The 18,728-nt window shown below is 52.5% G+C and carries 20 protein-coding genes and 1 tRNA gene; 5 read left to right on the forward strand and 16 right to left on the reverse strand.

Going from position 1 to position 18,728, the window contains the following annotated elements; translation table 11 throughout:
* Positions 1 to 303: 303 nt before the first annotated feature.
* The 15 genes from ISF27_RS10585 to trxA form a co-directional block, all read right to left on the reverse strand.
* A tRNA-Ser gene (locus ISF27_RS10585) sits at positions 304 to 392 on the reverse strand.
* A gap of 305 nt (positions 393 to 697) precedes the next feature.
* The gene (locus tag ISF27_RS10590) at positions 698 to 1,684 is read right to left on the reverse strand and encodes a glycyl-radical enzyme activating protein (RefSeq protein WP_194611449.1); all 987 of its coding nucleotides are present in this window, start codon (positions 1,682 to 1,684) and stop codon (positions 698 to 700) included.
* Positions 1,685 to 1,817: 133 nt separating this feature from the next.
* A complete protein-coding gene (locus tag ISF27_RS10595; protein WP_235986308.1) occupies positions 1,818 to 4,232 on the reverse strand; it encodes a glycyl radical protein in 2,415 nt (804 codons plus the stop codon).
* A gap of 140 nt (positions 4,233 to 4,372) precedes the next feature.
* A complete protein-coding gene (locus ISF27_RS10600; protein ID WP_194611450.1) occupies positions 4,373 to 4,531 on the reverse strand; it encodes a hypothetical protein in 159 nt (52 codons plus the stop codon).
* A 127-nt stretch (positions 4,532 to 4,658) separates the two neighbouring features.
* On the reverse strand, positions 4,659 to 5,432 hold the full coding sequence (locus tag ISF27_RS10605; RefSeq protein ID WP_194611451.1) for an SDR family NAD(P)-dependent oxidoreductase: 774 nt from the start codon (positions 5,430 to 5,432) through the stop codon (positions 4,659 to 4,661).
* 100 nt (positions 5,433 to 5,532) lie between these two features.
* Positions 5,533 to 6,813 carry a TRAP transporter large permease gene (locus tag ISF27_RS10610; protein ID WP_194611452.1) on the reverse strand — a complete coding sequence of 427 codons (1,281 nt, stop codon included), beginning with the start codon at positions 6,811 to 6,813 and terminating at the stop codon, positions 5,533 to 5,535.
* Positions 6,810 to 7,307: a TRAP transporter small permease gene (locus ISF27_RS10615; RefSeq protein ID WP_194611453.1), complete on the reverse strand. Its 498-nt coding sequence runs from the start codon at positions 7,305 to 7,307 to the stop codon at positions 6,810 to 6,812. The genes ISF27_RS10610 and ISF27_RS10615 overlap by 4 nt, the downstream gene beginning before the upstream one ends.
* A gap of 62 nt (positions 7,308 to 7,369) precedes the next feature.
* Positions 7,370 to 8,461, reverse strand: a complete 1,092-nt coding sequence (locus ISF27_RS10620) for a TRAP transporter substrate-binding protein (RefSeq protein WP_194611454.1) — start codon at positions 8,459 to 8,461, stop codon at positions 7,370 to 7,372.
* 49 nt (positions 8,462 to 8,510) lie between these two features.
* The gene (locus tag ISF27_RS10625) at positions 8,511 to 9,269 is read right to left on the reverse strand and encodes an SDR family NAD(P)-dependent oxidoreductase (protein ID WP_194611455.1); all 759 of its coding nucleotides are present in this window, start codon (positions 9,267 to 9,269) and stop codon (positions 8,511 to 8,513) included.
* A gap of 4 nt (positions 9,270 to 9,273) precedes the next feature.
* Complete coding sequence (locus tag ISF27_RS10630) at positions 9,274 to 10,086, reverse strand: sugar phosphate isomerase/epimerase family protein (RefSeq protein WP_194611456.1); 813 nt, start codon at positions 10,084 to 10,086, stop codon at positions 9,274 to 9,276.
* Between the two features lie 301 nt (positions 10,087 to 10,387).
* The gene (locus tag ISF27_RS10635) at positions 10,388 to 11,335 is read right to left on the reverse strand and encodes a LysR family transcriptional regulator (RefSeq protein ID WP_194611457.1); all 948 of its coding nucleotides are present in this window, start codon (positions 11,333 to 11,335) and stop codon (positions 10,388 to 10,390) included.
* A 78-nt stretch (positions 11,336 to 11,413) separates the two neighbouring features.
* Entirely contained in the window at positions 11,414 to 12,193 is a 780-nt protein-coding gene (locus ISF27_RS10640) for a ZIP family metal transporter (protein ID WP_194611458.1), read from the reverse strand.
* A gap of 4 nt (positions 12,194 to 12,197) precedes the next feature.
* Positions 12,198 to 12,773, reverse strand: a complete 576-nt coding sequence (locus ISF27_RS10645; RefSeq protein WP_194611459.1) for a MarR family winged helix-turn-helix transcriptional regulator — start codon at positions 12,771 to 12,773, stop codon at positions 12,198 to 12,200.
* Positions 12,774 to 12,776: 3 nt separating this feature from the next.
* Complete coding sequence (locus ISF27_RS10650; protein WP_194611460.1) at positions 12,777 to 13,322, reverse strand: glutathione peroxidase; 546 nt, start codon at positions 13,320 to 13,322, stop codon at positions 12,777 to 12,779.
* Between the two features lie 304 nt (positions 13,323 to 13,626).
* Positions 13,627 to 13,944 carry a thioredoxin gene (trxA, locus tag ISF27_RS10655; protein WP_194611461.1) on the reverse strand — a complete coding sequence of 106 codons (318 nt, stop codon included), beginning with the start codon at positions 13,942 to 13,944 and terminating at the stop codon, positions 13,627 to 13,629.
* A 102-nt stretch (positions 13,945 to 14,046) separates the two neighbouring features.
* Here trxA and ISF27_RS10660 point away from each other — a divergent pair, with 102 nt between their 5' ends.
* The 5 genes from ISF27_RS10660 (at position 14,047) to ISF27_RS10680 (ending at position 17,726) form a co-directional block, all read left to right on the forward strand.
* Positions 14,047 to 14,463 (forward strand): winged helix-turn-helix transcriptional regulator, encoded by a 417-nt coding sequence (locus ISF27_RS10660; RefSeq protein ID WP_235986311.1) that lies wholly within the window; start codon positions 14,047 to 14,049, stop codon positions 14,461 to 14,463.
* A 14-nt stretch (positions 14,464 to 14,477) separates the two neighbouring features.
* Positions 14,478 to 14,642, forward strand: coding sequence for a GNAT family N-acetyltransferase (locus tag ISF27_RS10665; RefSeq protein WP_407926085.1), 165 nt, complete (start codon positions 14,478 to 14,480; stop codon positions 14,640 to 14,642).
* A 41-nt stretch (positions 14,643 to 14,683) separates the two neighbouring features.
* Positions 14,684 to 15,358, forward strand: a complete 675-nt coding sequence (locus tag ISF27_RS10670) for a uracil-DNA glycosylase (protein WP_194611462.1) — start codon at positions 14,684 to 14,686, stop codon at positions 15,356 to 15,358.
* A 17-nt stretch (positions 15,359 to 15,375) separates the two neighbouring features.
* On the forward strand, positions 15,376 to 16,212 hold the full coding sequence (locus ISF27_RS10675) for an undecaprenyl-diphosphate phosphatase (protein ID WP_194611463.1): 837 nt from the start codon (positions 15,376 to 15,378) through the stop codon (positions 16,210 to 16,212).
* Positions 16,213 to 16,397: 185 nt separating this feature from the next.
* Positions 16,398 to 17,726 (forward strand): replication-associated recombination protein A, encoded by a 1,329-nt coding sequence (locus tag ISF27_RS10680; RefSeq protein ID WP_194611561.1) that lies wholly within the window; start codon positions 16,398 to 16,400, stop codon positions 17,724 to 17,726.
* Between the two features lie 184 nt (positions 17,727 to 17,910).
* On the opposite strand, the gene ISF27_RS10685 is transcribed toward ISF27_RS10680, so the two are convergent.
* On the reverse strand, positions 17,911 to 18,726 hold the full coding sequence (locus ISF27_RS10685; RefSeq protein WP_194611464.1) for an ABC transporter permease: 816 nt from the start codon (positions 18,724 to 18,726) through the stop codon (positions 17,911 to 17,913).
* Between the last annotated feature and the right edge of the window lie 2 nt (positions 18,727 to 18,728).

The raw sequence follows: 18,728 nt of genomic DNA on the forward strand, positions 1-18,728 counted from the left end.
AATCCATCCGAAAACTTCATCAAGCAAACTCCGTTCGACTTGCATGTGTTAGGCACGCCGCCAGCGTTCATCCTGAGCCAGGATCGAACTCTCTCGTTAAAAGTTTGATCCGGTTGAAGATCAACATCTGTCGTTCTTAACCGTAATTACTGTTTTAGGTTTGTTCTTGAAAACTCTTGAACTTTGGCCTTTCGATGAAGGCCGCAGGCTCTACCTTATCGCCTGCTGTTCTTGGAATTTTCAGGGTTCTATATACTGTTCAGTTTTCAATGTCCTGTCGGCCACCCATTAAGGATGAGCCAGCGCAGAAGGAGGGATTTGAACCCTCGCACCGTTACTAGCGACCTACTCCCTTTCCAGGGGAGCCCCTTCAACCACTTGGGTACTTCTGCCTGTGACTGAATTTCTCTCTCGAGTTTTTCTTGCCTCGCCGTCCGATGCTCGGTTGCCCCTTGCAAGTGACGCTCGACTATATTATCAAATCGGGAAGCTCTTGTCAAGAACTTTTTTTGATTCCCGTGTCCCTGCGTATGTGTCCGCCGCAAGGTGCCTTAATAATATAGCGCACTGCGGCGGAAATTGCAAGGGGAATTTTATCGTTTTTATTCATATCCGTCTTTTTCACACGATGCGAATCCTTATATGGGGAGGACAAAATCTTTGCCACCCGCAATGATAACCCGATGCCGTTCCCCCTCTATCTGCCAAGCTCCTCCTCTGTGACAGGGATCTTCCCCCTCCCGGGATCGTAGACTGTCATCCCCGAAATCCGGATCCGGAACGGATATTTCCGGTCGCAGAGAAATCCCATCCTCCGGTAGACGTCCAGCCGGTTCATCGGTTTCCGGCCTTCCATCGGATATTCCCGCATCAGCTGGCGGTAAGCATGGGTTCCCAGCCGGTGATAGGGGAGGAATTCAAGCTCACTGCAGTTTTTCAGCATTCCGCAGAAATCCGCGCTGGCTTCCAGATTCGCGCGGCTGTCATTTACCCCCGCGATCACCGGGATCCGGATATGGATCGCGCCCGGCCTGCAGACCTCATCTGCCAGGCGGATATTTTCCAGAATGATCCGGTTATCCACACCCGTCCAGTGCTGATGCCCGAGCGGATCCATGCACTTGAGATCAATATAGGCCAGGCGCAGCCGGGGAAGGATCCGCCGCACATGCTCCGGCGAAGTGCAGAGATCCATCTCCGCCGCGGTGTCAATGCAGCACTCGTCGCAGGCATCCAGCAGCGCCTCGGCAAAATCCGTCTGACAGAAGATATCCCCGCCGGACAGCGTTACTCCGCCACCCGAATAATAATAGAAAATTTCATCCTTATGGATTTCCTCCATGACCTGGGGAACCGTCATCTGCCGGCCATACACCTGCTGGGCGCGGAAATTGCAGGCATCCACGCATTTCCCGCAGTTTTTGCAGGCGCGGACATCCCGGACCACCGCATTTCCCTCCGGGGAGAATCCGAGTGCTCCTCCCGGACAGGCGGCAATACAGGCACCGCAGAGCCGGCATCTCTCTCTCAGATAGTACACCTCCGGCTCACGCTTCTGGGATTCCGGCGTGGAACACCAGGCGCAGCGCAATGGACAGCCCTTGAGGAAAACGACGGTCCGCATGCCCTCGCCGTCGTTCAGGGAAATTCTCTCGATCCGAAGCACCGTCCCCGCCTTTTCCATAATCTCCTCCCTTCCGGAGCGCCGGCATACACCGCGCGGCAGACATTTCGCATAATGCGGGTCACCTGCCGCGGCCGCTGTCTTGCCTATTCTTCCCGGCAGCCCGGAAGATCCGGCAGAATCCCCCACCAGGTCATGCGATCGCCGAATGATTTGTCCGGGAAATAATATCGTCCTGTACCTCTTTCCCGAGCTCGGTGAAGTACGCGGTGTAGCCGGCGACGCGGACAAGCAGGCCGGTATACTGCTCCGGGTGCCTCTGCGCGTCCAGCAGTGTCTCGGTGTCCACGACATTGAACTGCGCGTGGAAGACGCCCAGGGAGCAGAGACCGCGGAGATAATTCATCATCTGTTTTGTCGAGTCCGGATTATCCCGGAAGGTCGTATCCATTTTCACATTGAGCAGCGTGCCCTGGTTGAATCTCCCGTGCGGGATATGGGAAATGGAATGCAGTACCGCGCTCATGCCCTCGGTGTCCGTCCCCTGGTTCGGGGAGAGGCCGTCAGCCAGCGGCTTCCAGGCATTCCGCCCCGACGGCAGCGCCCCGACCTCGAGGCCGAATGGCGTATTGCCGGAAACCGGGAGAATGCCGGGCGTCATTTTCCCGAACTTGCTGTGGAAGGATTCGATGTAATCCGCGATAAACGTGAAGAGATCCCCAGCCAGCTCGTTGGTCTCCCTGTCGTCGTTGCCATACTTCGGCGCCTCGTCACACATCTTTTTCACATCCTCAAATCCCCGGAAATCCGCATCCAGGGCATCCAGAAGCCGCTGCATGGTGACCTTCTTCTCATCATAGACGAGCCTCTTCACCGCAATCAGGCTGTTCACGAGGTCAGCAACACCGATCGCGTCAATGCCGTTCCCGAGATTGTACTTCGCACCGCCCCAGGCGTAATCCTTCGCCCTGTCCACGCACTCGTCAAAGGACATCGAAAGACACGGGACCACATTCTGGAAGCCGATATCGTCATTGACATTGCTTGACGCGACGGTCGCGCGGATCTCATACCTGATCTGCTCTTTGCAGGCATCCAGAAATTCGTCAAATGTCCGGAAGGTTCTCGGGTCGCCGGTCTTGATGGAAGCCTGTTTATGATATTTGCGGCTCATCCCGTCAAGAAGTGTATATTCCACGGCAGCGCCCAGGTTAAAGTCCGCATAGGCAGTATAGCAGCGCTGTTTTCCCGCGAGATTCGTCTCCACACAACCGCAGGGGTTCCAGTTGTAGGCCTCCTTCAGTGGAATCCCCTTATTGAGCACCATCTGGATGCCGATCTCGTCATTGTGAAATGCCGGGAAGCCGGTGCCGAGCTTGATGACCTCGACGATTTTCTTGAGGAAGCCGGCCGGATTCTGTGCCATATTGTAGCGGACGGAGAGGGACGGCTGATACAGCCGGACCTCCGCGGTTGCCTGCAGGATCATATAGGAGAGGTCATTAACCGCATCCATACCCCGCTCATCGACACCGCCGCAGCAGACATTCTGGAACATCGGATACCCGGCGGAAAATTCCGCAGTCACCCTGTCCTGAAACAGGCACTGCTCGGAGAATTTCACCCAGAGACAGTCCAGAAGCTCCTGTGCCTCATCCGGGGTGATCCTCCCGGCCTCCAGATCCGCCTTGTAATAAGGATACAGGTACTGGTCCATCCGTCCCGGATTGTAGCTGGCGGCATTCTGCTCCATGATCAGGCAGTTCTGGTAAATGTACATGCTCTGGATGGCTTCCCGGAAGGTTCTTGCCGGATACTCCGGAACCCGGTCGCAGGTGGCCGCGATCTCACCCAGCTCCGCGCGGCGCGCCGGATCCTGCTCCAGCGCCGCCTGGCGGCGCGCCTCGGCAGCGTAGCGGTGGCCAAGCTCAGCAACGCCCTGCGCCGCCATATCCAGGGCTTTCAGATACTCCATTTTCTCATAGTCCCCGGCCCTGCAGATATCGAGCGTGGCATAAACCTTCCGAATATGCCCGCGGATTCCCTTCATGCCTTCACGGATCACGGTCTCATATCCGGCAGTGGTCTCACCCCAGCCCCGAACCGCCTTCCGGTTGATATAGACCGCACCGCAGTCGCGGAGCACCGCCGCGAAATCCGGGCACTGCTTAAGCCACTGCTCATAGGTAGAGCGTCCCCTCCAGTACGGGCGGATAATCTCGTTAAATAGCTTTTTGTCCTCATCGGACAGGTCAAAAGGATCATATGGGCGGGTGCTGATGGTATCCAGCTCATCCTCCAGGACACTCCAGCACTTGTCCACGCTGAGCAGCGCGCCTCTCTGCCTGCTGCCCGCATTCCCGACAATCAGCTCATCCGGCCAGATGGGAACTGTCTTCTCCCGGCACTGCTTCCGGAAGGCATACGCCTTCTTCACGCAGAGCGGCTCCCCCTCCGCCTCCTGGAAGCCCCTGGTCAGAATCACCGCATCCTCAAGATCGATGGACGGCCTTGTATCCAGTACCCGCTTTTTCAGGCGGTTCACCCTGGCCATATAGGGCTTTTCCGCCGGTGCCGCCTGCCCCGCCTTCTTCATCGTCATGTTCATCTCTGCCTCCTGTCCGGATACGACCACTTGATCCCGTCTTTCCTATACCTTACCATCTCCTTCGGCGGCATGGTATAGGATACCGGAAAAATTAACAGATCCAGGCCGGCGTGGAAATGTTGCAGTCTGTCCGCTCCATTTCAGTAATCGCGCGGATGGTCGGCTGCAGCCAGGTGAGCAATTCTATCTCGACCTTCTGGAACACCATCGGCTGCGCCCGGCCGCATACCGGAAGCAACTTGTCGAGGCGAAAAATGGCGGCGATACAGAATGGCTTTTTTCATAAAAATGCTTTCCAAAGTCCAAAAAAACAAACGCCAAGTATAAAAACTTCCGCTGCCAAATTTTTCTCCGGCAGCGGATCATTACCAGTCTATGAGAGTTAAATATTCCTCCCGAAAGCAAGCTATGGTAAAAGATTTTCCCTCACAAAAACCACCCCCCAGTGATATTCATCACATCGCCTGTGACATATCCCGCATCCGGGGACGCATAATACAGAAAAGCCATAGCCACCTCCCGTGTCGTCCCAAAACGTTTCATTGGGATCAGTTTGCTGTGAAGCTCATTATAATAGCTGTTATTGGCAGCTGACATCGCCGTGGTGATCCGCCCGCCAGCCACAGCATTCACCGTAATATTATACGGCGCAAGCTCAAACGCAGTTGCCTTTGTCAGCCCGATCGCGCCTCTCTTGGATACAGAATAACAGGCAGAAGCCGGCCCATGCTCACTGTTCGTCAAACCGACAACTGAGCTCATATTGATAATTCTCCCATACTTCTGCCGGATCATTCCAGGAGCGACAGCTTTTTCAAAATAGAACATGGAGTTCAAATTTACGTCTATGACCTGTTGCCACTGGCTGTCTGAAATTTCCCAAAAAGGCAATTTCATCCCGCCTTCTTTTTTCGGGGAAATCCCCGCGACGTTTGCCAGGATATCCACACCGCCGAGAAACTCTTCTGCTTTTCGAACGACTTGCTGGCATTGCTCTGGATATTCGACGTCACATTGTAGTGCCTTAACACGAACGCCTTTTTCAAGCAAGGCTTGCTCTGAATTTGCTAACTTTTCCGCATTTCTGGCACAGATTACCAGATCAGCACCTGCATCCGCATAAACCTCGGCCACCGCGTAACCTATTCCGCTGTCGCCACCAGTGATCAGGGCACGTTTTCCTTTCAAAATTTGTTCCATAAAGCCTCCGTTTGTCGCCGCTATTGTTTGGCACATCTTGCTGCATCTTTCAAATCAACTGCTGAAGACCCCACTATTTTTCGCTTGCAACACTTTCCATCTATAGATAACCGAGAATATGTGGAATCCACGTTGTGAACGGCTCCCAGAGACAGCACAGCAACAGTGACGCAACATTGCACATAAGAAATGGTATGGATGCCTTAAACAGGTCAAAAATATCTTCTTTGGCAATTCCTGCAACAATAAACAGACAGTTACCCACCGGAGGGGTACAAAGCCCGATGCCTAAATTAATCGTCATCATGCATCCGAATTGAATTGGGCTCATCCCATACGCTTCAACAACTGGGAGAAAAATCGGAGCAAACAAGAGCATCGCCGGAACAAGATCCATGACACAGCCGACCATAAAGAGAATCAGATTGATCAGGATAAGAATAACCGCCAGGCTGTTAATATTTTTAGAAAAGAACTCCACGATCAGCATCGGGATCTGTTCCATATTGATAATATACGCAACGACCGTTGCCACGGCAACCGTGAGCAACGCAATTGCTGTTGTCACTGCCGACCGGATCATCAGATCCGGAAGATCTCTCCAACAAAATTCCTTGTAAACGAAAACGCCCAGAAAAAGTGCATACAATACCGCAATACAACCGACTTCCGTCGCCGTCGCCACGCCAAGCCCGCAACCGCCAAGAATAATCAATGGCAGAATCAGGGACATCCAGCTTTCTTTAAAAGCCGACCAGACTTCCCGACGGCTTGCCTTGGGATGCACTGGATATTGTTTTTTTCTGGCAATCCGGTTGACGACAAACATCATGGCAAAACCAACAAATAATCCGGGGAGAAGCCCAGCCATAAACATCGCCCCGATCGAAACCCCCGCCGTCAGAGCATAGAGGCACTGAGGAATAGATGGAGGAATCAGAATCCCGATTGTTGAAGCTGCCGTGGTGATTCCACCGGAATACTTGGTATCATATCCTTCTTCCGACATTGCAGGGATCACCATACCGCCAATCGCCGCAGCATCTGCAACCGCAGATCCACTTATTCCGCCGAAGAACATGCTGGCCATAACATCAACCAATCCGGTTCCACCCGGGATATGTCCGACGAGTGCTGAACAAAATCGGACAAGTCTTTTGGCAAGCCCTGTTTCTCCGCAAAGATTACCAGCAATAATATACAAGGGGACAGCAATCATGCTGAAGGAATTAATGCCACCAAGCATTTTCTGAGGCAGAGTGATCAAATCCAGATATTCCCCTCGCATGATTCCACACACTGCGCCCAATCCAAGAGCAAAAGCAATCGGTGTGCCAACAAACAGGAGCAGAAAAAATACAATCAAAGTTATCGCAGTCATCTGTTCTTCTCCTTTCTTTCCGACCGCTCCAGAAGAACCGAGGTCTGCCCCCAGAGCATCAGGATCCCGGAAATAGGAAGAATACCGTACAATGCGATGTATGGCCACTTCATGACTTCTGACAATGTGCTGCCATTTCTCACTGCAAACTGATAGCCATAAACCAAATAGATCAGTAAAAAAATATATACGGCGACATCAGAAATAAGATGAAACAAGGTCATTACTGGCTTCGGCAGATTCATTTTCTCTATTTCCAGCCGGACATGTCCGGCTTCACGCAATCCCAGTGCAGCCCCGAGAAAAACATCATATACTAGCATAAAGCAGCAAAATTCATTTCCCCACTTAATTGGCATACTGAGAATATACCTCATCAATACCTGCATGGTGGAGACAACCACCATCAGGACAGTGCAGAGAAAAACGATGCTTTTTACGATCCTGAAGATCAGACGGTCTGCCGCGAACCAGCCTCTTTTCCACGCAGCCAAGTTCTTAACCCCCCTTCGATTTCAGTATGTCAAGAATCACTGTCAAATAAGTTCAAATAAACTTATTTTGCAAGAGCCTGAATCTGTCCCACAATTTTTGCTGACAGTTCATCCTTGGTAAATGATGGATATACTTTCTCCTCGACAATCGACTTCATCTTTGCAAGATCTTCTGCTGGCATTTCCGTCACTTCCTCTTTAGTTTTAAGTGTCTCCAGAAGTTCGGCATTCCGTTTATTATTTTCCTCACCAGCCTGATCCGCAGCGTATTTTGCTGCTTCCCGAATGGCATCCTGGACATCCTGAGGGTATTTGTCAAAAACCACTTTTGAAAACTGAATCTCATCTGGAATGGTCGAGTGGTTGGTCACGCAGAGATATGGGCAAACCTCATAATATCCATTCGTCCAGATCAGCTGATACGGGTTTTCCTGAGCATCCACAACCTTTGTCTGCAATGCCGTATACAGATCGTTGATATCCATAGGTGTAGGGCTTGCTCCCCAAGCCTCGAACGAGTCCATCAGTACATCCGTATTTGGAGTGCGGATCACTAATCCGTTGAGATCCTTGAGCCCGGAGATCTTCTTTGTTGAAGTAATCTCCCGATTGCCAGCTTCAAACATTCCCAGCATGTAGATTCCCTGATCTTCGAAGCACTGTGCAATTTCCTCACGGATCTCTTTTCCCTCATCGCCTCGAAGAACTTTCGTCTGCTGCTCATCTGATGTAAAAAGAAACGGCAGGTTCAAGACTTCAAGGCGGGGATCAATCTGGGAATGGCGGCCAAAAGTAACCGCATCAAGCGTCCCCATCTTCAACATGTCGATCATCTCCGTCTGGCTCCCCAGGGTTCCATTTGGAAAGATCTTTACTTCAACACGATCAGTCCCAAGCAGTTCTGTCAGTTTACTCTTGAAAGCTTCCGCGCAATATTGGTAAATGTTCTCCTCCGAACCATTATGACCGAGTCGAATGGTAATCTTTTCTCCAGTAGAACCTCCGCCAGAAGCCGATGCTGCCTCAGCAGAAGAACTTGTGGAGGAGCCTGAAGCAGACGCTGCAGGTTTTACACCGGATCCGCAGCCAACTGTCATTGTTACGATTCCCATAGTGAGCAACAAACTAGTGATTTGCTTTTCAATTCGCTTCATAAATACCCCCTTGATCTTTCCGATCTCCTGTTTTAGTTTTCACATCTTATCAATGCCCATACATTAATCCGCCATTTACATCAAGAACCACGCCAGTTGTCCATCCGGCATCATCGCTCGCCAGATAGGCAATTGCCCCTGCGATATCGTCCATCTCCCCAAGTCTCTGAATCCGAGTTCCCGATTCCAGCCGTTTCACGTCTTCCGGTTTCATCGAGTAAAACATTTTCCCCTTCAGCGGCCCCGGTGCCACGGAATTAACAGTAATATTCCATGGTCCCAATTCGTATGCCATATTCATTGTCATGCCGACAATCCCTGCTTTGGCTGCCGCATAATTAGCGCCAACCCCAGGTCTTCCTGTTCGGCCACCGATTGAGGAAATAAAAATAATCCTCCCGTAATTCTGCTCCCGCATAATATGGGCAACACATTTTGCTGAATGATACACACCCGTAAGATTGATATCAATCACATCCTGCCAATCCTTCTCAGACAACTCTTCCAGTGGATGATGACGCAGAATGCCTGCCGTTGCAACCATGATATCTACCCTTCCATAAGTTTTTCTGGTGAACTCTGCCACGCGGAAGCAGTCATCCATGCTTCGGACATCCCCCGGAATTGTTTTTACCTGATCCTCATAACCAAGCTCATCAAATTCCTGTTTCACTACCTTCAGCCCTTCCTCAGAAAAATCCGTCAGGACAACATTGGCGCCCTCTTTTAAAAAGCGGCTTGTTGTTGCATGAGCGATATCTCCCGCCCCGCCGGTGATGATTGCTGTCTTGTTTTCAAATCGTTTCATGGACTTATTCCTCCCCGAAATATTCTTTTGCTGCGATCAGTGCCCGTCTTGCGTGTTCTGCGACACCATACTCATTTACCCGGACAAGATGGGGAACCTCAATTCCGCGGATCACTCCATCAGGGAGATACTGGAGCACCGACTTCATATCAATCGCCCCTTCTCCGGGATAAAGCCGTTCTTCACGCCCCGTGTGAATCAACGATTCCTTGTCCTCCGGGATTTCTCTTGGAGCATCACACAAATGAACAAAATTAAACCAGCCAATCGGGCATTTCTTCACCTCCTCAATCGTATCTTTTGATCGATAATAGTGTAGAAAATCAATCACAATTCCCGCGTTCGCACAATCCACTGCGTGCAGCAATTCTGCTGCCTCGCGAAGGTTTTTCACACTTGCCCAGGTGACAAATTCCAAATTAACCGTCAACCCATACTTGGCAGCAAGAGTGCATAACTCCCCAAATTTTTCTGTGTAGTATGCCTTGTCATCCGTCCAGATATTACTAAGAATATGATGCAGCCCCAGTTCCGCTGCAGCGGCAAGCGCTGGCTCATAATTTCGGATATCTACCCCGTCAAAAATTCTGGCATTTTCTGTGTCGTTAATCGTAATGCCCGTCTCTTTCGCTGCCCGCACCGTTTCTGAAAACAACTGGTGATCACGAGCGATATCATGAGGAATTTCTCCTGGAAGACCCATCGGAATAGTGCGCAGGCTGACACAATCATAGCCCGCTTTCGCTGCGGCACGAATAAAGTCGGGCGGCGGGCAATCAATCGCGGTCAAATGAACCAGTGAATACTTGTGTTCCATATTTGCCTCCGGATTCGTAAAATGAGTAATATATTTCGTTGTTCAAAGTTGTCTCCGTGAAATATCAAAAGAGAGAAGATGTTTTGTGTGATTTTTATGTATTTTGTCTTTTCTATTTCTATAAATTATTATATTTTGTGGCGTAAAAAATCTAAAGTTCTTTATAAACATACTATTATGTTGAAAAATACTGGCGTTTTCTCCTTATTTTGTAGCAAAAAAGCCATTTTACCCACACAATCTAGCATCATGTGAATAAAATGGCATCATTGTATCTATCCTGTCTTCTATTGTATATATTTCAGCAAAAATTTTGTGGTTCAATCTGGCCAGTTACAAATTTTCGAAATGCCTTTACCGCCGGATCCTGATGGCCACTTCGAAGCCAAACCATATACATCGGACGAAGCAGTTTTCCTCCCTCAAGACTTACCGGCACGACATGGTACATTGCGAGTTCTTCCAGGGCTGGAATAATAGCCACCCCTGCACCCGCCTCAACCTGGCTGATAATCAGTCTCTCCGTTGCTGCCTCAGAGAGTTTCTTCGGATTGATCCCATGGGTACGAAACAGTTCGTCAAGATAGTATCTTGTCCCACAAGTATATGGATAAACAACAATATTTTCCCGTTCTAATTCTCGATAAGAAACCTGTTTCTTTCTTGCCAAGGGGCTATGCTCTGGAACAATAAGTATCATGCTATCTGCCAAAACTTGAACGTACTCCAATGCTTCGTCTTCAATTTTGGCGCAAAACCCCAGATCAATTAATTTATCCTTTAATGCATCATTAACATATTTCGCCGTGAGTTCCTGAAGTTGAAATCGGATATTACCATTGGATGGGGTCGTAGCAAATTTTTTTATCAGCCCTGGTATATAGCTTAGGCTCATTGTACAGGAAAGTCCCAACCTTACCATACCCGTCCCCGGGTTTCGAGCTGCAACGAATTCTTGCTTTGCTTCCTCTAATTCCTCTAAAATTGCAATTACGTGTTTTTCAAAACGGTCTGCATAAGCGGTAGGGCACAGATTTCTATTATCCCACTCAAATAAAGGAAGCCCCAGCTCATTTTCCAAATTAGCGATAGAATGGCTCAGGCTCGATTGTGTAATCATGAGTTTTTTCGCCGCATGAGTATAATTGCAGACTCGATACATCATGTCAAAATAGTACAGTTGCTGTAAATTCATGCTCTGCTCCGTTCCTTTCAGCAGAAAAGGATCAGTTTCATTATTACTGTACATTATTTTTTGCAATACAGCAACTTCACCATATGCAAATTGTATACTATTCGCCCGTATATAGTATGATATTTCAGCAGTTTACCCCAGCGTCACATCAAGAATCATCATAATACTGAACCCGGCAGCGAAAGCGAGCACCCCGATATTGGAATGTTCCCCGTGGGACATCTCCGGGATCAGTTCCTCCACCACGACATACAGCATCGCGCCCGCCGCAAAGCTCAGAAGGTACGGCATCAACGGGATAACCAGCCCGGAAAAGAGGATCGTCAGCACCGCGCCGACAGGCTCGACGGCGCCGGACAGGACGCCGGACCAGAAAGCGCTCTTCTTGCTGCCTCCCTCCGCATGCAGCGGCATCGAGATGATCGCCCCCTCGGGAAAGTTCTGGATAGCGATCCCCAGGGAAAGCGCCAGCGCCGCGGAAGCGGTGAGTCCGGACATTCCGTAAAGATATCCCGCATACACCGCACCGACAGCCATCCCCTCCGGAATATTGTGAATTGTCACCGCCAGCATCATCAGCGTATGATTTTTCAAATGGCTCGCCGGCCCTTCCGGCTCATCAGAAAATTGATGGAGGTGCGGGGTGATGCGGTCCAGAAGCAGCAGGAACAGGATACCGGCCCAGAACCCCACCGCCGCGGGAATAAAGCTCAGCTTTCCCATCGCCCCGGCGCTCTCCAGTGCCGGAATCAGGAGGCTCCAGATGGAAGCCGCTACCATAACGCCTGCGGCAAACCCGGTCAAAAAGCGCTGTACCCGGTCAGAAAGATCGTTTCTCATAAAGAAAACACAGGCGGCGCCCAGGGAAGTCCCGAGAAACGGGATCGCAAGGCCAATTATGGTTTCTCTCATCTCATCAAGCGCTCCTTTCTGTTCCCGCCGGGCCGGTTCCTCTCTCCGACCCGCCCGGTTCTTCTCTCCAGCCGGCCTGGCCGCTCTCCCGCCAGTTTTTTCCGGCCTTCTGGCGTTTTTCCGGTTCTGCGGCTCCCGCGCACCCGTTGTTCAAAATCTCATACAGGATGCGGTAAAGGCTTTGGGCGTCCTCACCGGAGAGGGAAATGCACCCGCCAATCTTGCGGGGAATCTCCTCCGCCTTCTTTTTCAGTTCTTTCCCCTGATCTGTCAGAAATACAGTGACCCGGCGTTCGTCATCCTCGCTGCGCTGCCTCGTGACATAGCCCTCGTGCTCCATCTTCTTGAGCATCGGGGTGACGGTGCCGCTGTCCAGGTAGAGCCTCCGGCAGATTTCCCCGACGGTGATCCCGTCTTTCTCCCAGAGCAGCAGGAACGTAATGTACTGGGTATAGGTAATCCCGAGCGGCCTGAGAAACGGGGTGTAGCTCCCGACAATCCTGCGTGCCGCAGCATAGAGAGGAAAACAGAGCTGGTTATCCAGCTTCAGCGCCTCCCCCGGATCATACGGCTTCTCCATTGCTCAGAGCAGCTCGCGCACGGCTTCGCAGACTTCCTGCATATCCGCGGTCGGCTCAAAGCGGCGGACAACATTGCCCTCCCGGTCAATAAGGAACTTGGTGAAATTCCACTTGATCTCCGCATTATTCTGGTAATCCGGGTCAATCTTCTTCAGCATCACGCCCATGGCGAATGCCTTCGGCCCCTTGCCGAAGCTCTCAAAGGTCTTCTGGCTCTTGAGGTAGCGGTACAGATCCAGCGCATTTTCCCCGTTGACATCGCTCTTCTTCATCTGGTCGAACTTCGTATGATACTTTAATGTGCAGAACTCGTGGACCTCGTCATCAGTCCCCGGGGTCTGGCCGGCGAACTGGTTGCACGGGATGTCCAGGATATCAAAGCCCTGGTCATGGAATTCCTCATAGATACTTTCCAGATCCTTATACTGCGGGGTAAATCCGCAGCCGGTCGCGGTATTGACCACCAGGACTACGCGCCCAGCGAATTCCTTCATGGAAAGCTCAGAACCATCACGCTTTGTCACAGAATAATCATAAAAATTGCTCATCGCAGCCTCCTGCCTCAGTGAAAAAATCCGGCGGCCGATGTGTGCCGGCCGTTGCGGGTTATTTTTATTTGATTCAATTTTATTTTATCAAATATATTCGGGCTTGTCAAGCCATTCCCGCAAATATCATGGAAACAAATGCGAGAGCCGCCCGCTGTTCCGCCGGATCAGGAAAACCAGGCATCACCGCCCTGCCGGATCGCGAAAACCAATGCGGGTACCGCCGGGCGCACGCGCAGAAAACCGGGCTGACGTTTCCGCCGGCCCGGTTTCCCTGTCTGACTATTCGATTTTCCGCTTACGCTCAAAGCAGCTTATTCAGCTTCTCCTCGAGGACTGTCGCCGGCACCGCGCCGATCACGCGGTCCACCACCTCGCCGTTCTTGAAGAAAACCAGGTTGGGGATGCTCGATACGCCGTAGCGGACCGCAATCTCCCCATCGTCATCGGCGTTCACCTTGCCGATCTTCGCCCTGCCGTCATACTGCCCGGCAAGCTTCGAGACAACCGGCCCCATCATCTTGCAGGGACCGCACCAGTCCGCGTAGAAATCCACAAGTACCGGCTTGTCACTCTTTAATACTTCGCTGTCAAAATTTTCCTTCGTAAATTTGTATTCCATCCTTAACCTCCCAGAGATGAACCTCTGAACTTCTTGCTTTCGTGTTCTGATGAGTTTATTATATCTGATAAGGAAAATAGATCAAGTACGCAGATTAAACTTATGTGGTCAGAAAAATCTGAGCGCCGCCTATGGGAGACCACCTGGCGGGACAGTGAAGAGATTTTCCGGCAGGAAGGACAGGCTATGGCGAAGGATATCATCTGTGAGACGGTCGGCGGCGAGGGCTGCGGCCTCCGAAAGGTTCTGGAGATTATCGGCGGAAAATGGAAGATCCTCATCCTCTGCGCGATCAGCAGCCGTACCTCCATGCGCTACGGGGAAATCCGCCGGACCATCGTCGGGATTACCAACACGATGCTGGCGCAGTCTCTCCGGGAGATGGAGGAGGACGGCCTGGTGCTCCGCGAGCAGTACGACGAGATGCCGGTCCGTGTCGTCTACTCTCTGACCGGCAAGGCAAGGAGCCTGCTCCCGATCCTCTTCGAGCTGCGGGATTGGGGCTTAAAGAATATGTGATTTCGGAGGCAGAGATGAGCATAACCATTTGCAAAGTCACCCCCGGGGACGCGGAGAGGCTTCTGGACATTTATTCCTACTATGTAAAAAATACGGCGATCACCTTCGAATGGGAAGTCCCGTCCGTAGAGGAATTCCGGCCGCGCCATCGCACGGCCGGAGCTTTCTGTTTGCAATAAAGCCCTGCTTGCATTACAATATCTCCGGGGAGGGAATCGCTATGGGTGCAATCGCGAATGACTGGCTCGCTCCGCTGAGCCCGGAATTTAAAAAACCTTACTACCGGAAGCTCTACTATACGGTAAAACATGCTTATGAGACCTCGGTGGTCTATCCGCCGCCGGAGGATATTTTCAATGCCTTTGCGTTTACCCCCCTCGCCAAGGTCAAGGTGGTTATTCTCGGGCAGGATCCCTACCATGAGCCTGGTCAGGCGCATGGCCTCTGCTTCTCTGTACAACCGCAGGTGGACATCCCGCCCTCGCTCGTGAATATTTTCCAGGAGCTGCACGACGACCTTGGCTGTGCGATTCCCAATAACGGTTATCTGAAAAAATGGGCCGACCAGGGCGTCCTTCTCCTGAACACAGTGCTGACTGTACAGGCTCACCGGGCGAATTCCCACAAAAATATCGGCTGGGAAGAGTTCACTGACGCAGCGATCCGGATTCTCAACCAGGTGGACCGCCCGATTGTCTTTATCCTCTGGGGACGGCCGGCGCAGATGAAGAAGGCGATGCTCGACAACCCGAAGCATCTGATTCTCGAGTCGCCGCATCCGAGCCCCCTGTCCGCCTACCGCGGTTTCTTCGGGAGCCGCCCGTTCAGCAAGACCAACGAATTCCTCGCGAGGAACGGCCTTGCTCCCATCGACTGGCAGATTGAAAACATCTGAACACGAAGGAGAACTGCATGCTGCTCGAAATATTCAAAGTCATCATCCTCGGTATTGTTGAGGGCTTCACCGAATGGCTGCCCATCAGCTCAACAGGCCACATGATCCTCGTCGACGAGCTGATTCGCCTGAAGGTGAGCGATGCCTTCCGGGAGCTCTTCCTGGTTGTCATCCAGCTCGGAGCCATCCTCGCCGTCTGTGTCCTCTACCGGAACCGGCTGAACCCATTTTCCCCGCGGAAAACTATGCGCCAGAAGCGAAACACGCTGATCCTCTGGGCAAAAATCCTTGTCGCCTGTGTCCCGCCGGCGCTCATCGGCTTTTTCCTCGACGACTATCTGGATAAGCTGATGAACCCCTACGTGGTCGCCGCCATGCTGATCCTCTACGGTATCTTCTTCATCCTGATTGAGCGGAGAAATATCGGGCGGGTCTTCCCCATTACCAAGGTCAGCCAGATGGATTACCGGACCGCCGCCATCATCGGCGCGAGCCAGATTCTCGCGATGATCCCCGGCACCTCCCGCTCCGGCGCAACGATTCTCTGCGCCATGCTGGTCGGCTGCTCCCGCGGCGTCGCAGCAGAATTTTCCTTCTTCCTGGGCATCCCGATCATGTTCGGTGCAAGCTTCCTGAAAATCGTGAAATTTTTTGTTCACGGCAACATGTTCAGCGGCGCGGAGTTTATTTACCTCCTTCTGGGCATGCTGGTCGCGTTCTTCGTCTCCATCCTGTCTATCCGCTTCCTGATGCAGTACGTGAAGAACCACGACTTCACCTTCTTCGGCTACTACCGGATCGTGCTTGGCGTCATCGTGCTCTGCTATTTTGTCATCTCCGCACTTGCCGCCTGAGATGCCGCGCTTTCGTGGAGCAGAAAACCGGGACGCCCGTCCCGCCGGCAATCCCGCGCCGGGGCTGCCCGATTTTGCCGGCAATCCCGCGCTGATGCCGCCCCGGTTCTTAAGCCAATCTCGAACAATCATCTGCCCGGCGCTGGAGCCGGGCTTTTTTTCTTTCGGAGGGACATGCGATGGAGATGGATCTTTTTGACTATATGCGAAAGAATACGATGAAGGATGAGGCACCCCTGGCTTCCCGGATGCGCCCGAGGACGCTCGACGAGGTTGTCGGCCAGGAGCATATCATCGGGAAAGGCTGCCTGCTCTACCGGGCAATCAAGGCCGATCAGCTGGGATCCCTGATTTTCTACGGCCCGCCGGGCACCGGAAAGACCACGCTTGCGAAGGTCATCGCCCACACGACAAAGTCGGAATTTGAACAGATTAACGCCACCACTGCCGGGAAGAAGGACATGGAGGCGGTCATCACCCGGGCGAAGGACCGCCTGGGCATGTATCAGAAGAAAACCATCCTCTTCATCGATGAGATCCACCGCTTCAACAAGGGGCAGCAGGACTATCTCCTCCCCTTCGTCGAGGACGGGACGGTGACGCTCATCGGCGCTACCACGGAAAATCCCTATTTCGAAGTAAACAGCGCGCTGATCTCCCGCTCCCGGGTCTTTGAACTGAAACCCCTCTCCCGGGAAAATGTGGAAACCCTTCTCCGCCGGGCTGTCTCCGACAGGGAGAGGGGTATGGCAAGCTACAACCCCATCCTGGACGATGACGCCGCGTCTTTCCTCGCCGACGCAGCCGGCGGGGACGCAAGAGCCGCGCTGAACGCCCTGGAGCTCGGCATCCTGACGACCGACCCGTCGCCGGATGGGAAGATTCATATCACGCTCCCGGTCGCCGAGCAGTGCATCCAGAAGCGCGCCGTCCGCTATGACAAGGACGGGGACAACCACTACGATACGATCTCCGCTTTCATCAAAAGCATGCGCGGCTCAGACCCCGACGCCGCGGTCTACTACCTGGCAAGAATGCTGTACGCCGGCGAGGATATCAAATTTATCGCGCGCCGCATCATGATCTGTGCGGCTGAGGATGTCGGGCTTGCCGACCCGCAGGCCCTTGTGGTCGCGACGAGCGCTTCCCTTGCCGCCGAGCGCATCGGCCTGCCGGAATCCAACCTGATTCTCGCCGAGGCTGCCGCCTATGTTGCCTGTGCCCCGAAGAGCAACGCCTCGGCAAACGCGATCTGGTCCGCGGAAAGCTCGGTAAAATCCACACCGGCCGGCGATATTCCGCCGTATCTCCGGGATGCCCACTATAAGGCCGCCGGAAAGCTCGGCCATGGGACAGGCTATCTCTACGCCCACGATTTCCCCCACCATTATGTCCGGCAGCAGTATCTTCCGGATAACCTCGCCGGCACGCATTTCTACACGCCCAGTGACAACGGTTACGAGAAAACCATCCGGGAATGGCTGGATTTTCTTCACAGGGAAGCAGAAAAATAAACCGGCTGTCTTCTTCCTCATGCGCCTGTCCACCCGCGCTGGTCACCCCGGTGGCAGGCGCATTCCCCGGAGGTATCGGCTAAGCCGCAAGTCTCCCCTCTTTCGAGGGTTCTCCCCTGAGGTCCAAAAAAGCCTCCTTCCCGGCAGAAATGCCGTCGAAGGAGGTTTTTTGTTTGCCGCGCTCTCAGAGCACATCGGAAAAATGAGGTTTCAGCTTTTGGAAAACGTGCAGCCCGAGAACCAGCAGAATCAGGGTGACTGCCCAGTAATACAGTGTCATCGTCGGCCTGTTCCAGAACCCGGCTCCGGTCAGCATCGAATCGCGGTATCCCGCGGCAATATAGTAGAACGGATTGACCTTAAAGACATATTCAATCCAGGCATGACGGCTGGTGAACATCGACTCATCATACATGATCGGGGTCAGCCACATGCCAAACTGCAGGCAGATGCCGACAATCTGCTGCATATCCTTGAAAAATACCTGGATCGCCGAGGTAAAGTATACAATCGCAAGGCTCAGGACAGACAATGCAAAGGAATAGTACAAAATCTGCAGCCAGGAAATCATCGGTGCCCTGCCGTCCAGCAGGAAGAGGCCGAACATGATCACCAGGAAACAGGCGTGAACCAGGAAACAGGACAGGAGCTTGATCACCGGGAGAAGCTCGATCTTAAAAACGACCTTTTTTACCAGGAAACTGTATTCCTGCAGCGTCCCGGTCCCCATGTTCAATGCCTCGCTGAAATAGAACCAGGGAATAATGCCCGGGGCAAGCCAGATCACATAGGAGGCATTCGGTACCGGCGGCGAGTTCTTCATGCCGTGTTCGCCGAAGATGAAGGCGTAGATCGCGATCGTCACCATCGGCTGGACAAACATCCAGATCACGCCGAAGTACGAACCCACAAAACGCTTCCGGAAGTCTGAGGCGGAAAGCTCCGCCACCATCTTCCGGTTCCGGATGATCTCACGGATCAGGGAAATGAGTGCGCGCATGC

The organism is Clostridium vitabionis (genome assembly GCF_015351765.1).
Lineage (GTDB): Bacteria > Bacillota > Clostridia > Lachnospirales > Lachnospiraceae > Clostridium_R > Clostridium_R vitabionis.

Coding starts and splice junctions, on each gene's coding strand:
- ISF27_RS10590 (WP_194611449.1), bottom strand. CDS start 1,684: ATGGAAAAGGCGGGGACGGTGCTTCGGATCGAGAGAATTTCCCTGAAC.
- ISF27_RS10660 (WP_235986311.1), top strand. CDS start 14,047: ATGTGGTCAGAAAAATCTGAGCGCCGCCTATGGGAGACCACCTGGCGG.
- ISF27_RS10625 (WP_194611455.1), bottom strand. CDS start 9,269: ATGAAACGATTTGAAAACAAGACAGCAATCATCACCGGCGGGGCGGGA.
- ISF27_RS10595 (WP_235986308.1), bottom strand. CDS start 4,232: ATGAACATGACGATGAAGAAGGCGGGGCAGGCGGCACCGGCGGAAAAG.
- ISF27_RS10685 (WP_194611464.1), bottom strand. CDS start 18,726: ATGCGCGCACTCATTTCCCTGATCCGTGAGATCATCCGGAACCGGAAG.
- trxA (WP_194611461.1), bottom strand. CDS start 13,944: ATGGAATACAAATTTACGAAGGAAAATTTTGACAGCGAAGTATTAAAG.
- ISF27_RS10630 (WP_194611456.1), bottom strand. CDS start 10,086: ATGGAACACAAGTATTCACTGGTTCATTTGACCGCGATTGATTGCCCG.
- ISF27_RS10620 (WP_194611454.1), bottom strand. CDS start 8,461: ATGAAGCGAATTGAAAAGCAAATCACTAGTTTGTTGCTCACTATGGGA.
- ISF27_RS10675 (WP_194611463.1), top strand. CDS start 15,376: ATGCTGCTCGAAATATTCAAAGTCATCATCCTCGGTATTGTTGAGGGC.
- ISF27_RS10650 (WP_194611460.1), bottom strand. CDS start 13,322: ATGAGCAATTTTTATGATTATTCTGTGACAAAGCGTGATGGTTCTGAG.
- ISF27_RS10680 (WP_194611561.1), top strand. CDS start 16,398: ATGGATCTTTTTGACTATATGCGAAAGAATACGATGAAGGATGAGGCA.
- ISF27_RS10645 (WP_194611459.1), bottom strand. CDS start 12,773: ATGGAGAAGCCGTATGATCCGGGGGAGGCGCTGAAGCTGGATAACCAG.
- ISF27_RS10605 (WP_194611451.1), bottom strand. CDS start 5,432: ATGGAACAAATTTTGAAAGGAAAACGTGCCCTGATCACTGGTGGCGAC.
- ISF27_RS10640 (WP_194611458.1), bottom strand. CDS start 12,193: ATGAGAGAAACCATAATTGGCCTTGCGATCCCGTTTCTCGGGACTTCC.
- ISF27_RS10610 (WP_194611452.1), bottom strand. CDS start 6,813: ATGACTGCGATAACTTTGATTGTATTTTTTCTGCTCCTGTTTGTTGGC.
- ISF27_RS10670 (WP_194611462.1), top strand. CDS start 14,684: ATGGGTGCAATCGCGAATGACTGGCTCGCTCCGCTGAGCCCGGAATTT.
- ISF27_RS10635 (WP_194611457.1), bottom strand. CDS start 11,335: ATGTACAGTAATAATGAAACTGATCCTTTTCTGCTGAAAGGAACGGAG.
- ISF27_RS10665 (WP_407926085.1), top strand. CDS start 14,478: ATGAGCATAACCATTTGCAAAGTCACCCCCGGGGACGCGGAGAGGCTT.